The 13,638-nt window shown below is 38.5% G+C and carries 13 protein-coding genes; 1 reads left to right on the forward strand and 12 read right to left on the reverse strand.

Features of this window, described 5'->3' with window-relative positions; all coding sequences use genetic code 11:
* Positions 1 to 110: 110 nt before the first annotated feature.
* Both AC3B5B_RS02760 and AC3B5B_RS02765 read right to left on the reverse strand, forming a co-directional pair.
* Complete coding sequence (locus AC3B5B_RS02760) at positions 111 to 806, reverse strand: NAD-dependent protein deacylase (RefSeq protein WP_489757093.1); 696 nt, start codon at positions 804 to 806, stop codon at positions 111 to 113.
* A gap of 12 nt (positions 807 to 818) precedes the next feature.
* Positions 819 to 1,754 (reverse strand): hypothetical protein, encoded by a 936-nt coding sequence (locus AC3B5B_RS02765; RefSeq protein WP_489769223.1) that lies wholly within the window; start codon positions 1,752 to 1,754, stop codon positions 819 to 821.
* Between the two features lie 120 nt (positions 1,755 to 1,874).
* On the opposite strand from AC3B5B_RS02765, the gene AC3B5B_RS02770 reads away from it, so the two are divergent.
* Positions 1,875 to 2,387, forward strand: a complete 513-nt coding sequence (locus tag AC3B5B_RS02770) for a YbhB/YbcL family Raf kinase inhibitor-like protein (RefSeq protein WP_489769224.1) — start codon at positions 1,875 to 1,877, stop codon at positions 2,385 to 2,387.
* Between the two features lie 111 nt (positions 2,388 to 2,498).
* Here AC3B5B_RS02770 and AC3B5B_RS02775 read toward each other — a convergent pair whose 3' ends face one another.
* The 10 genes from AC3B5B_RS02775 to trpS form a co-directional block, all read right to left on the reverse strand.
* On the reverse strand, positions 2,499 to 3,401 hold the full coding sequence (locus AC3B5B_RS02775) for a Ppx/GppA phosphatase family protein (RefSeq protein WP_489769225.1): 903 nt from the start codon (positions 3,399 to 3,401) through the stop codon (positions 2,499 to 2,501).
* A gap of 124 nt (positions 3,402 to 3,525) precedes the next feature.
* Positions 3,526 to 4,413: a DNA/RNA non-specific endonuclease gene (locus AC3B5B_RS02780; protein WP_489769226.1), complete on the reverse strand. Its 888-nt coding sequence runs from the start codon at positions 4,411 to 4,413 to the stop codon at positions 3,526 to 3,528.
* Between the two features lie 769 nt (positions 4,414 to 5,182).
* Entirely contained in the window at positions 5,183 to 5,347 is a 165-nt protein-coding gene (locus AC3B5B_RS02785; protein WP_489769227.1) for a hypothetical protein, read from the reverse strand.
* A gap of 181 nt (positions 5,348 to 5,528) precedes the next feature.
* Positions 5,529 to 6,890 carry a CAP domain-containing protein gene (locus AC3B5B_RS02790; protein ID WP_489769228.1) on the reverse strand — a complete coding sequence of 454 codons (1,362 nt, stop codon included), beginning with the start codon at positions 6,888 to 6,890 and terminating at the stop codon, positions 5,529 to 5,531.
* 108 nt (positions 6,891 to 6,998) lie between these two features.
* Positions 6,999 to 7,427: a hypothetical protein gene (locus AC3B5B_RS02795; protein ID WP_489757086.1), complete on the reverse strand. Its 429-nt coding sequence runs from the start codon at positions 7,425 to 7,427 to the stop codon at positions 6,999 to 7,001.
* A 455-nt stretch (positions 7,428 to 7,882) separates the two neighbouring features.
* The gene (locus AC3B5B_RS02800; protein WP_489769229.1) at positions 7,883 to 9,202 is read right to left on the reverse strand and encodes a PTS sugar transporter subunit IIC; all 1,320 of its coding nucleotides are present in this window, start codon (positions 9,200 to 9,202) and stop codon (positions 7,883 to 7,885) included.
* Positions 9,203 to 9,225: 23 nt separating this feature from the next.
* Positions 9,226 to 9,750, reverse strand: coding sequence for a GrdB-related putative oxidoreductase (locus AC3B5B_RS02805; RefSeq protein ID WP_489769842.1), 525 nt, complete (start codon positions 9,748 to 9,750; stop codon positions 9,226 to 9,228).
* A 16-nt stretch (positions 9,751 to 9,766) separates the two neighbouring features.
* Entirely contained in the window at positions 9,767 to 10,723 is a 957-nt protein-coding gene (locus AC3B5B_RS02810; RefSeq protein ID WP_489769230.1) for a glycosylasparaginase, read from the reverse strand.
* A gap of 15 nt (positions 10,724 to 10,738) precedes the next feature.
* Entirely contained in the window at positions 10,739 to 12,049 is a 1,311-nt protein-coding gene (locus tag AC3B5B_RS02815) for a Sapep family Mn(2+)-dependent dipeptidase (protein ID WP_489769231.1), read from the reverse strand.
* Between the two features lie 237 nt (positions 12,050 to 12,286).
* Entirely contained in the window at positions 12,287 to 13,303 is a 1,017-nt protein-coding gene (trpS, locus tag AC3B5B_RS02820) for a tryptophan--tRNA ligase (RefSeq protein ID WP_489757082.1), read from the reverse strand.
* Positions 13,304 to 13,638: the final 335 nt, after the last annotated feature.

The raw sequence follows: 13,638 nt of genomic DNA on the forward strand, positions 1-13,638 counted from the left end.
AACAGTTTGATTTTAATCTTCATGTGGACGTCGTTATTGCTTCAACAATCAGAAGCTTGTCCCAACTTCTTTATTATACCTTATCAAAATGCGGAAAACTTGCGCGCTTCTTAATTTAATTGTGCAAAGATTTGCTGAGCATCTGCGGTAATCATAATTCCATCAGCCCCCACGTCAAGTGGTGTCTTATTAACAGCAACCAATTGCGCTTGAGGCTTGCGATATTGAATTAATCCTGCAAACGGATAAACTTGAAAACTCGTACCCACCACAATTAAAACATCAGCTTGTTGAACAGCCAAAACTGCTTGTTGAACAGCCATTTGGGCAATTGGTTCGCCATATAAGACAATATCTGGGCGAATCACTCCGCCACAATTTTGATGATGGTAGTCTGTTAAATAATCATGCCAGTCAACTTTTTGACCACATTTTAAACAAGTTGTTTGGTATAAGGTTCCGTGAAACTGCACTAATTCGTGATTATCCGCCTTTAAATCTAAATCATCAATATTTTGTGTGACAACCTTGCCCTTTTGATTCGCAATTACTGCCATTTTTTGATGAATGACATTGGGCTTAGCTTGTGGAAAGTACAAACTTTGTTTGACAAATTGCCAAAAATCAGCGGGATGATTCATCAGATAATCGTGACTCAGTAATTCTTCCGGACGCTTGTGACCGGAACCAGAATACAAGCCATTTTTCGACCGATAATCTGGAATTCCCGACGCTGTCGAAACGCCGGCTCCCGTTAAAAACGTAACATAATGAGCTTGATCAATAATTGTTTGTAAATCCTGCATTATATAACCTCCTTAACGCAAATGATAGGCCAAATGCTTTAGCTGAAGAAAAGTTTGTAAAGGTTGTTGATAAACTTGGAGATAAGTTTCAGGCAGCAAGGCTTGACCACTAAAGTCTTTGACAGTACCACAATTTTGTAAATCACGTTGATCAACTAATAACACTGCGGGCTTTTTCGTTTGTAAATCCAAAAAATCGACCCGCTTAAATTGAAAAATTTGCCCCACATTGAGCCGTAATTGCCGCGCACTTAGTAACGGCTCAAAAGTAACAAAATCGCTAAAGGGCAAAGCTTGATAGCCTTGCGCTTGTAAAATAGTATTAAACTCTTGCAAGATGGCGATCTCATTGCGCCGCAAGCCCAGCATCGTAGTTTTAAAATGTTGACTAGCTACTTGCCAAAGTTGTTGCGCCTTTTGATAAGCTTGCGGTAACTGATCCGCATAGGAAGCTAGTTCCTCAGCTAAACCAAAAACCAAACCATCCAGTAACTGTAAAGTTTGATAGATGGGATCACTAATATACTGCAAATGTTGCTGGAGTCCTTTAACAAAAGCAGCTTTTACTGCCGGTGTAATCTCGCCAGCCGCTAGTTGTTGTTTAGTTAAAGCCACATGCTCTACGACACCAATTAAAGTTCGCGCCGTTAATTGTAATTGGCGATCAAACTCCGGCTCGGTAGTTGTGACTAAAAAATCAACCTGGGGCGCAATGGTCATTTCTAACAAAACGTGCCGCAATTCATGCGCTAAAGTAAAGTTTAGATTTTGAGAATGCGCTAGAATAATTTCTAAATTCCCCTGCTGATCCATGCGGTGACCTGATTGATCAAAAGCTAACCAAGCTTCATGGCGTTGACTCAAACGCAACTTGATATTACTTTTAGTTTGAGCTTGGACTTGCTGATATAAAGTTTGTACTGCCGGTTCAAATTCTGTAATTTGCATCATTGTTCTCTTCAATCATCTTAGACTTAGTGATTTAGTTGCTTTCTGCCTTAAAATTGCTACAATTTAAGCAAGAATAATTGTACTTATTATAACATTGTTGCAAAGGAAGTCTTACGCATGAAAATCAGTGTGCCCTTAGTCCAGGGACTATTACCTAAAAAGTATGGCAAATTTGCCCCACTGGATGAATTAATGAATGGTTCGAATCCGATTAAATCTTTTCCAATTACCATTCAAGATGTACCTACGCTTACCAAATCTTTAGCATTAACGTTCCTAGATCCCGATTCTATTCCGGTCTGTGGTTTTGAATGGATTCATTGGAGTGCTGCGAACATTGACCCCCGTGTCACCCAAATTCCAGAAGATGCGAGTCAGCATCCGCTACCACAAATGATTCAAGGCAAAAATTCCTCCGCAGGTTCGCTTTTAGGAGAGACTAACCCCCAGCTCAATCAAACTTATCATGGTCCGACTCCGCCTAGTGGAATTCACCAATACGAATTACGCGTTTATGCGCTAGATCAAGTGTTAACACTCGACAATGGCTTTTGGCTCAACGAGTTATTACACGCTATGGCTGGTCACGTCTTAGCACACCAAAAACTGATTCTGCCATACCGCGGTTAATTTCTGGCGCAAGCACTAGCATTATGTAACTGACCAGAGGACAAGACCAAAATAATTTTTCAAACGTTTTTTGATAATATTTTCTACCCTAGAAGTCTGCCAAAAGCTATTTTAACTTTTCGGCGACTTCTTTTTTTGTTGTAAAAAGTCCACCAGAATCCCATCACGCAAAGCATACGAACAAAAATTGATTTGTTGAATATTAAATTTTTGAATAATCGCTTTTAAGGGCATTAACCCCACCGGCATAAACGGCGCCCGCGCAAATTCCATATTAGTTAATGCTGAATTAGCTGCTAAATTATTATGTTGAATCCGCTTAATCCAGCGTAGAATCACACTCGCTGGCTGCCACTGATTGGCCGGTAGTTGCATGACTTCAAACAAGGCGCGGTGAACGCCACCAATAACCACTAATTGTTGTAGCTGTGCACTATGACATTTTTGTAAACACGGATCCAGCAAAGTTTGCAGTTGTTGTTGTTGCAGCACCGTCAAACAATCTGGTTGTCCTAAACGATCGTATAGTTTAACGGCGCCGTAAGGCCAACTATGCGCTTGAGCTAGCTGATGCTTTAATACTGTTCCTAATTCAAAACTGCCGCCCCCCATATCTAAGAATAAAAAGTTAGGCTCATCAACGGCTTTTTGAATGGCTAAGGAATCAAAATACGCTTCTTGATAACCGCTTAACACTTGAATATCGATCTGAGCTTGCTGTTTGACAGCCTGCAAAAAGGCAGCTTGATTCTTGGCTTGCCGAATGGCTTCGGTCGCCGTCGCAATGATTTTTGTAATATGATTTTGATCTAAGATTTGACGAAATTGTTTTAATGTTGCCACCCCCGCTTTAAAATTAGCATCATTAATACAACCATCATTCGTCATCTCTTTGGCCAGTTGCACAAATTCTCGATAACGTTGAATTTCTTGAGATACTTGTTGATTTTTAATTTGATAAATCGCCATCCGAATCGAATTAGAACCAATATCAATCAGTGCTAGTTTTAACATAAAATCCTCCTCAATAATATTAGAATACACAATTTTTTACGGAATTACGACCATTAAAATTATTTTATTAAAAAAACAATCTCACACTTTCGTCTAAGATTGTTTTAATTAGGATTTTGTCAACTTACTGCGTATTGGCTTGACCAGTTGTATAGTTAATAGCTGCACCAGCCTGGGTATTAAACGTCCAAACATTAATCGTCAAAGCGTTGGGATCTTTGATCGCTTGTGCCTGAACTTGCACTCCACGTGGCACTAATTCATTACCAACATATTCTGGAATAGCTTTATAAAAGACAACTTCGTCTTGATGATTATATAAGAAATTGCGGACTTTGGTTTCTGCATAAGCCATGCCTCCGGGATCATTATTATTATTCGTTCCTACATTCTGAGCCCGTGTTCCCAGGACAATATTATCACTATCCATCGAACCACCTAATGACCACGCTAATAAATGACTTTTATTATAAATATAGCCACGATAACCTGATAGCTGCACAATTCGATTATTGGAACGCGTCCCCGACCAACGCTGTTGTTGTGCATCATAATGACCGTCAGCATATTCACCCGATATTTTAGCAGTTGGACTAAACGATGGGCGTTGCATTACTCGTGAGGAATGTTTGACCACATCTTTATACCGAACAAAACTGCTAACCTCACGTGTCCGACCCAACGAATCAAAACCGCGATAATTAGTTTCTTGTTGATCATTACCAGCTTGTAAATACTGCAAACGCTCTTGTTGCATCCGCGTAATTTGTTTTTTAGTATTCACCGAAAAATTAGGTTGATTGTTTAATAAGATCGCATAATTTTGGGGATATTTATGGATATTAAATTGTAAGTTAACTAAATTATCATGATTAACAATCTTGATATCTTGGGCAGATTGGCCCACATTATTGGGTGTCCGACCTTTGCCAAAAATCACCACCGCTACAATAATGATGACAATCAGCCAAAAACTTAAATTAGAACCTCTGCTTTTACTTTTTTTTCGCATAACTTTTCCTTCAAAAATCTTTTCAGTATTGCTTAAGCATACCATGATTCTAAAGTAAACTACGCATTTTTTAATTAAAAAATTTGAGTACTAACTGCATCACATAAAAATTCGAGCTTTTACTTTAGTGCTGAAAATAGTTAAACAACAATTTCTGACTTTGAAAACAGCGTAAACAATGAGAATATTTCTTGCAGTCTAGGAGCAATCTTCTTAATCTTTATTAAGATTAAATCTCTCGAGTTTAAAATTTCGGACACAAGAAGAGGCTGGTTCTTTTTTGTCCCAGCCTCTTACTTAAAATATTAATTAAAAATCTTTGCAAAGCTAAAAAACAAACCATCTGAAAAATTGCTAAGGCAAAATCATGAAGAAACTCATTAGTTCAAACAAGTTAACCATGAATCCACCTTTCAAAACTTTTCTGGTTGCGTTTCAAAAAGTCGTCTAACCGTAAAACATTTAACCCCAACTAATTTAAGCAATCTTTTATTTCACCAACTGCTTTAGAACAGTCTGTTCCACTAATAGCTAAAAACCATAACAATTTTCCCAACCAATCATATAATAAATTTTGTTCTTCAGGGTACAAAAAAAGCCTTCTAAATATTCCAGAAGGCCTAAGGCTCAAAGATCACTTTCAAAACTGGTAATCACTCCAGCTAATTTAAAAAGTAAACTCATAACCTCATCTCTACCAGTAATTATTATAACACAGCTAACTAGTGTGATAAAATTAAAGCTGATCATTAATAAGAACCAATCACTCTTAAGTAATGATTAGGAGGTGAACCATAGCCTTGTCTCTATCAATTTCTTTACCTTTTGGAATCTTCATACTTGCTTGTATAGCAGTATACAATATTACCAAAAGAAAATGAGCCAAAAGTCCTCGGAAATCAAGGACTTTTTTCAATGGTACATAACTTTTCATAAAAACCTCTCCTTTTCTTTAAAATTTTGAAACACTAATAAACCGGCATAGGCATCACCTCCTTAATCTGTACCACGATTACATTTCTCAAACACGCTCTTTGTTTCAAATTTTAGACACAAAAAAGGCTTAACACTAGTTGTGTCAAGCCTTTAAGCTTTTTAAACTTTTTTAAATAATATTATTCATCTGATCTAGGAGCAGCAATTTCAATCACTGTATAAATTTTATCATGTAGACCCGGTTTATCAGAATATCTAATAGATACCCCAATCTCCTTAGCTTGAGGTAACATATAAGTTTGATCAAATCCAATAGTAGTATAACCATCCATTAATCCATTAGTTAATTTATCAGGAGTATTATACTGAGTTAAATCAGAATAGCCATCTGAAACCAAAAAGTTTAACTCACGCGCATAACTCCAATTGTAACCAACTTCATTTAATACAGAATAGACACTTGAACCGTCTGGACGATTACCCGTTGTATTCTCATTTTCATTTGGATCATTATATTCTTCAGTAGTTCTAATAACTGCAGCTTGAGTTAATTTAGGATTTATAGTTAGCGGGGCTAATCCTCTAGCCGTACGTCGATTATTCATATAATTTAAAATTGATTGTTCATAAGCAGAATTAGATTCATGAGGAGCAATATTAGTAGTCATATCATCAGCTGGTGATGTTGAATGATGACTGGAACTGTTGGAAGAACTGGAGTTAGAGCTGCCAGTGCTAGAAGAACTATTATTTGCTGAGTTGCCAGTATTGGATGATGAGCTACCTGTGTTAGCAGCTACTGGTGTGAAGTTCGTTGAACAATCGTTGACATTCAACCATTCGTTGTCACCAATTTCAAAGAATAAACCACCATTAATATTGAATGTTCTTAATACCCGCCAATCTGAGTTGGCCGGCACACTAGAACTAGTAGCAACACCATTATGGTCGTAAATCTTAGCGCCGTTTCCACTAACGACACGAGCTACATTATAGCTATAGCCGGTTGGTTTGTTGCTTAAATTACTTGAAGAACTGCTGCTAGAACTTGAACTGTTACTTGGAGCAGTAACGGTGGTTGTCGGCTTGCCGTTCAAACCAAAGTTTGACACATCTTTGATGTTGTTAGGTGTAACGTTCAAGGTCATATCATCATCACGAACATACATATTAGGTGCTACTTGATAGAACAAACGTCCTTGAGAATTGCGAACAACTTTGCCGACTGTCCATTGAGATTGATAGGCTAAGTTAACACCATCATCATAAGTGTTGTTGCCTTGATTATCGTAAATAGCTGTAATTGTGCTATTGATTGTGCCAATTAACTTTTGATTCAATTTGCCTGTAGCTGGATCGAAGTTAGCTTTCACATCATTAGCGGCTACCCATTCATCACCGGCTACTTGATAGTAGTAAGTACCATTAACTTGTTTAGTTTTACCAACACGCCAATCAGACTTATTCATGATGACCCGTGGAATTGATTGCATGTTATTGTCATACAATTGTGCGTATGGATCTTTCTTGACGGTAATCACTTTATAGCTATAATCTTTAGCTTGAACATTTTGTTGATTCGTTGTTACTAACGAAATAATTAATCCCCAGCAATTAATAACCCACTCAAAACTTTTGATTTTTTCATTTTAGTAACCCTCCACTTTAAAATCTACTTTGCCATGGATATGCTTGCCTTTAATTACACGGTGCACTTTATAACTGTAACCTGTCGGCTTTTTACCTGAAGTGTTACCGCGTGAACTATTAACTTTACCATTTTTATCAAAGTTTGGTTTCACATCGCTACTATTAACCCATTCATCATCGGCTACTTGATAGTAGTAAGTACCGTCAACTTGCTTAGTTTTACCAACGCGCCAATCAGACTTATCATTAATGGCCTGGGGAATGGCCTCCATATCATTGTCATACAGTTGCGCATATGGAGCTTTCTTTACGGTAATAACTTTATAGCTATAATTTTTAGCTTGGACATTCTGTTGATTCGTTGTTCCTAACGCAATCAATAAGCTCCCAGCTAAAAATGCCCCACTCAAAACCTTTGTCTTCTTCATTTTCGGTCGCCCCCTCAAATTAAAAACCTACCCTGCTTTAAATACCGTTTTAGCGGATTTACTCAAACGACAAACAGTTCATTCAATATAATCTATCTTTGATTTAAGTAATCTCTGAATTAACTCAACATCAACAAGACTATTCAAACTCTAACTAATATATTATTCTCCTTTAAAGTAATCTCATTATAACGGTGTAATAGTTAATCGTGAAGAGAAAATATTTAAATAAATTAAATATTAATGAAAAAATGTCAATTTGGGGCTGCGACATCTAACGGCCAAATAGCCTCCGACTTAAGAAATCTATAATCTTTTTTATTAGACAAAAAGTGGTGGATAAATAATTGCAACGAATTATTTATCCACCACTCAGCTTTAAATTTTTTCCAAGCGATCGGCACCACATAGCGTACTGGTTGAATACTTAGCAGCTGAAAATTGATAATCTGAGATTAAACTTCACTAAAATCAATATCTACACTATCCGTTGATTGTGCGGACTTTTCTTCTGCCAAGTACTGCTTATCTAGCATTTTAATAAACGGATAATAGATTAAAATTCCTAAAATGATTTCAACAATTTGTAAAACTGAACCCTTCCAACTACCGGTTGCTAACCAGCCAGAAATAATTGGTGGCGTCGTCCACGGTAACTGCACGCCATTGGTTCGTGGTACCCAACCAGCCATAAACACTAGTCCAGAAATCAAGGTATTTAATGTCGGCACAACAATAAAGGGAATCGAAATAATTGGATTCAAAACGACTGGCAAACCAAAGATTATCGGTTCATTAATTCCAAAAATCCCCGGGACAATCGCTAATTTAGCTAATTCTTTAATGCGTTTAGACCGACAGATAAACAACATAATAACTAATAAAGACAAGGTACTGCCCCCGCCACCATAAGTCGTAAAGATATCAATAAATGGTTGCGTAAAAATGTGCGGTAATGCGGCATGATTTTTAAATGCTGTTAAATTATCCTGTGTTAAAACGAAAAAGATGGGTTGCCAAACCGAGTTAGTGATCGTTGGCCCATTAATCCCAAAGCACCATAGTAAGCTCGCCAAAAAGTTATATAACAAAACCGACGGTAACGAATTGCCAACATGTTTTAATGGTAACTGCAACAATGTATAAATAAAGTTATAAGCTGTATTAAAACTGGTCAAACTAAAAATGATATGCACCAAAAAGAACAGCAAAATGACTAACGCACTCGGTACTAAAGCATCGAATGATTGGCCCACAGCTGGTGGCACACCGTCAGGCATTTTAATTCGCCAACCACGTTTAACAGCAAAACGATAAACTTCTACACTAATTAACGCAATAAAAATTCCTAGGAAGACACCGTTTGGTCCCAAATACATCGTTTGCACGGCACTAACCATTGTCTTACCCGTCTTCACCGTTGTAGGCGTCAAAATTAGAAAAGAAATAATGGCAATGACACTCGAATGAATGGCTTGTAAACCGCGATTTTTACCATAAGCATAAGCGATCCCCATGCATGATAAAATGCCTGTGAAATTAAAGACCGAGTTGGAAACTGCGGAAAACCAATCGTCCCATTTGGAACCTAAAATATGCGTCCAAAATTCACTCCAACCGGGAATTGGAAAGTTACCAATTAACAGAAAAATTGAAGTAACAATAATCAATGGCATGATAATTAAGAATCCATCACGTAAAGATCTCAGCACCACATTGTTGCCTAATTTAGTCGCAATGGGCATTAAGACTTTTTCCATCTTGTTGTTGTGCATTACTGATCCCCCTCATCAATTAGTTAATAACAATACTCAGCTTTAAAACTGGTTAAATCACCTTGATCAACTAGAATATTTCCACCTTTAACTAAATCACTAATGGCTTGATCCACACCGCCGCCGCCTTTTTTCGGCATTTTAACTAAAGTGAGTTCTTCGTGATACTGATTAATTAATGCGGTATTTTTTTCTTGCGCTAATGCCACAATCGGCGCAATTTGCGTATTTTTTTGAAGATAGGCGCCTAATTCACAGGCCATTTGCGAAAACTCAGGATAATCATAGGTTGGCCCTAAAATAATCAAGTTAGCGGCCATTTTTTCTGCCATCTTGGCAAATTTACTTTGAACTACACTGGCATGAACGCGATAGTAGTCTGTACCACAGTAAAAAGTTCCTAATAATGTCCCCGACTGGGCCTTTAATTCCTGTTCAATCGCTGCCGCGCTCCCCATAGCTAAGCGTTTGCCACCATATGGCGTATCAGCTTTTTCTTTGCCGCCTAAACCGGCTTGAATTTGATCCAAAATAATAATTGCTTTAATCATTTCTACCCCTCAACTAATCAATTGGCTTTTTGATGCGTTGCTCATATTCGTCTAACCATTGCTGACTAACCGGTTGAATCTTGGTCGTATCAGCTTTCGCTGGATAAGCAATCAAAATTTGGGGTTGACTATGTTCAGTTGCAACACTAAAAGTAAACTCGACATTCGTAGCTACTCCCCATTGGCCTTGAGGATTCATGGCAATCAAGGAAAATTCACCCGCTTGACCATATCTCTGTTTTAAATCTCTGATAAACGGATAAACTGCTTGATCACAGGCTTGTTGTGGTGTCAAACCGGCGGCCATTCGCCGCACAATTTCGTAAGACAAACAACCTTTCATAATATCTTCACCTAAACCGGTAGCCGCTGCAGCCCCGATTTGACTATCAGCATAAAAGCCAGAACCGGACAACGGCGAATCGCCCACACGACCTGGTTGTTTCATAAATAAACCTGACGTAGAAGTCCCGACCGCCAGCGCTTGCATTTGATCTAAAGCAATGGCGCCTACGGTATCGTGACCATCGTATGGATTTAAGGATTGTTGTTGCAATTCTAATTTTTTATTTTCCCAAATTTTTTTAGCGCGAGCTGTCAACATGTTAGTCGTTTCAAAACCGTGCAGCTTGGCGTATTGCGTTGCGCCGGTGCCGACTAAAAAACTATTGTAGTGATTCTGACTTAAAGCTTTGGCCACGCTAATGGGATGCTTAACATCCTCAATCCCAGCCACGGCGCCTTGTGCTAACGTAGTGCCATCCATAAAGGCGGCATCCATTTGTACAACGCCACAAGCGTTCGGTAACCCACCGTATCCGACAGATTTATAATATTGATAGCCTTCTACCTCCTTGATCAAAGCTTCAACAGCATCACCAGCAGATTCATCTTCAGCCAAAAGTTTACTAGCTGTAACTAAGCCTTCATATGACATGCGCCACGTGGCAATTGTTCCCCATTTTGTCATTGATTGTTTCCTTTCTTACCGTGTCATGGTATAAATTGCTTGCGTATAGATCTCCATAATGGTTAACAGATCCGTTAATTTCATCCATTCATCTTGTTTATGTGCAATTCCTTTTTGGCCTGGAAATGACGGGCCAAAAGCAACAATGTTGGGCATCACACGGGCATAAGTTGCCCCCGTTGTCGTTACCGGCGTAGCATCCAAGTTCGTCACTTGTTGATAAATTTGGGATAATTGTTGAATTCTCGCATCGTCCGGATCATGATAAACGCTCGGCAAACTGCGAATGATTGTTAATTGACTCCCAGAAAATAATGCTTGCTTCATGCCAGCAGTTACTTGTTGCTCGGTAAATGAAACTGGGTAGCGAATTGCGACTTTTAACACCAAATTATGGTGGTCTTTTTGTAAACTGTATGGCGTTTGAATTAACTTACCACTCGCTTCATCGTGTAACGCTAAATTGAGTCCTTCACCATAGTGTTGCTCATGAAAACTCCGTTCTAACCAGTGAAAGTATTGGGCTAAATGCCCTGTTACTAATTGTTGTTCATTAAGCAATTTTGCTAAATAAGTAATCGCATTTTGCCCCATTTCCGGCGCATTAGTCGGTGACCTTTGTCCTTTAACAGCATAGTTTTGCCCATTGATTTGTACTTGTAATTGATCCGGAACATGATCACTGGCTTGATCACCACTAATTTGCGAAAAGTTGGCTAATTCAGCGCCCGCAAATGGCGTCGTGATTTGATAATTAACAATCCCGCGTTCACCATAGACTACTGGAAATTTACAATCCGGGGTAAAACCAAAAGTCGGCGGTGCCTCTTGCTGTAAATATAGTGCAATATCTTGACTGCCACTTTCTTCGTCAGAACCAAAAATCAAGCGAATCGTGTGATGCGGTTTCACACCCAAATCTTTAAGAATTTTCATACCATATAAACATGTAAAGCTGGGCCCTTTATTATCCAAAATACCGCGGCCATACAGCATTTGCTGCACTTGCGTGACAGCAAAGGGTTCACTTGACCAATCATTGCCCGCAGCTACGACATCTAAATGGCCCACAATGGCTTGATAATTTTGATTATCCAAGCCCCACTGGACATAAGCCATTGCGTTATTAACCACCTTAGCTGTAAAGCCATATTGCTGAGCTAGTTGAACTATCTCTTGTAACACTTGCCGTGGTCCCAGACCAAATGGCGCCTGCGGTTGAGCTTGCGACTTAACACTCGGAATTTGCATCAATTTTTGCAAGTCAGTTAAAAAATCAGTTTGTTGCTGGTAAATTCTCTGGTGCACTTGACTTGGTGAAAACATGACATCCTCCTTCAACCAGGATTTTCAGATTAGTAATTAATAATTAAAGCCAATCTCATGCCTATGGCTCTAAAAATAAGATTGGTCTAATCCATTAATTATTTTTCTTTGAGCTTAATATTAATCTTCTCCGAAAGCATTTACAAGATATTTTTTTAAATATATCGTGTCCTAAAATGAGATTGGTAATTGCGAATACAAAAAAAGCGGTGCTGAAAGCCCCACTTTTTCTCAAACTTAATTAAAATAATTGACCCCAATGGCTTGCCGCACTTCTTGCAAAGTTTGTTGGGCAACTTCATTGGCCTTTTGACTACCAGTTTGTAAAATCTGATAAACCGCACCTAAATCTTGCGCATATTCAGCTCGACGCTTCCGAATTGGTGTTAAAACTTCATTTAAAACTTCTTCCAAATACCGTTTAACTTTCACATCACCCAAACCACCATGTTGGTATTGCTCTTTTAGGGACGCAATTTTTTCAGTATCTTGACCAAATAAATCTAAATATTGAAAGACAATATTTCCAGCAATTTTCCCCGGATCTTCTACATGAATATGATCTGGGTCTGTGTACATACGCATTACTTTTTTATGCAAATCTTCTTCAGAATCCGACAAATAAATGGCGTTATTCAATGATTTACTCATTTTGGCATTGCCGTCTATTCCGGGTAAACGTCCCTGACCCTTAGGCGGAAACAAGCCTTGTGGCTCCACCAAAACTGCAGCTTGATAAGTTGAGTTGAAGGTCCGCACAATTTCTCTAGTTTGCTCTAACATCGGTTCTTGATCATCGCCAACTGGAACGGTATCTGCTTTGAAGGCGGTAATGTCTGCAGCTTGACTAACTGGATAAGCCAAAAAGCCCGCCGGAACACTTTCACCAAATCCTTTTTGTTGAATCTCGGTTTTGACAGTCGGATTACGTTTTAGTCGGGCGACAGAAACTAAATCTAAATAATACATGGTTAATTCATTCAATGCGGGAATCTGTGATTGTACAAAAATAGTAGATTTACTAGGATCAATTCCCACTGCCAAATAATCCAACGCTACTTCAATCAAACTGTTTCGAATTTTTTCCGGATTACGCGCATTATCAGTTAAAGCCTGCATATCAGCAATCATTATAAAGCTTTGGTACTGACCACTGTTTTGCAAACGAACCCGATTTTTCAAGGAACCTAAATAATGCCCAATGTGTAATTTGCCGGTTGGCCGATCTGCTGTTAGAATTGTATGTCCTGTCATAATAATTTCTCCTTATTAAATAATATACTGCGACCAGTAGCGCTTGGAAGTTGAGTATAGCCTAGATAAAGGACTTAAGTTTTGGTTTTTAAACTTGAGAACTTTAGCGTAGCTAGACGCAAACTTCTGCTGCTGGGAGCGCTAATTAATATACTGCGACAAAAACCGGTTAAAAGTTGAGGATTAACCTAACCTAAAAGCTTAAGTCGGTCTTTGACTTGAGTTTTTAGGTGTAGTTAAACGCAAACTTTTGGTTTTTGAAGCGCTAATTAACACACTGCGACAAGTGCCGCTTAAAAGCCGCGGAATAACCTAGGATAAACCATTAAGTTGTG

This window comes from Bombilactobacillus sp. ESL1187, assembly GCF_058107155.1.

Excerpts from the sequence above, each read along its gene's own strand:
- AC3B5B_RS02785 (WP_489769227.1), bottom strand. The coding sequence starts at position 5,347 with ATGAAAAGTTATGTACCATTGAAAAAAGTCCTTGATTTCCGAGGACTT.
- AC3B5B_RS02810 (WP_489769230.1), bottom strand. The coding sequence starts at position 10,723 with ATGACAAAATGGGGAACAATTGCCACGTGGCGCATGTCATATGAAGGC.
- AC3B5B_RS02770 (WP_489769224.1), top strand. The coding sequence starts at position 1,875 with ATGAAAATCAGTGTGCCCTTAGTCCAGGGACTATTACCTAAAAAGTAT.
- AC3B5B_RS02800 (WP_489769229.1), bottom strand. The coding sequence starts at position 9,202 with ATGCACAACAACAAGATGGAAAAAGTCTTAATGCCCATTGCGACTAAA.
- AC3B5B_RS02760 (WP_489757093.1), bottom strand. The coding sequence starts at position 806 with ATGCAGGATTTACAAACAATTATTGATCAAGCTCATTATGTTACGTTT.
- AC3B5B_RS02795 (WP_489757086.1), bottom strand. The coding sequence starts at position 7,427 with ATGAAGAAGACAAAGGTTTTGAGTGGGGCATTTTTAGCTGGGAGCTTA.
- AC3B5B_RS02780 (WP_489769226.1), bottom strand. The coding sequence starts at position 4,413 with ATGCGAAAAAAAAGTAAAAGCAGAGGTTCTAATTTAAGTTTTTGGCTG.
- AC3B5B_RS02775 (WP_489769225.1), bottom strand. The coding sequence starts at position 3,401 with ATGTTAAAACTAGCACTGATTGATATTGGTTCTAATTCGATTCGGATG.
- AC3B5B_RS02815 (WP_489769231.1), bottom strand. The coding sequence starts at position 12,049 with ATGTTTTCACCAAGTCAAGTGCACCAGAGAATTTACCAGCAACAAACT.
- AC3B5B_RS02765 (WP_489769223.1), bottom strand. The coding sequence starts at position 1,754 with ATGCAAATTACAGAATTTGAACCGGCAGTACAAACTTTATATCAGCAA.
- trpS (WP_489757082.1), bottom strand. The coding sequence starts at position 13,303 with ATGACAGGACATACAATTCTAACAGCAGATCGGCCAACCGGCAAATTA.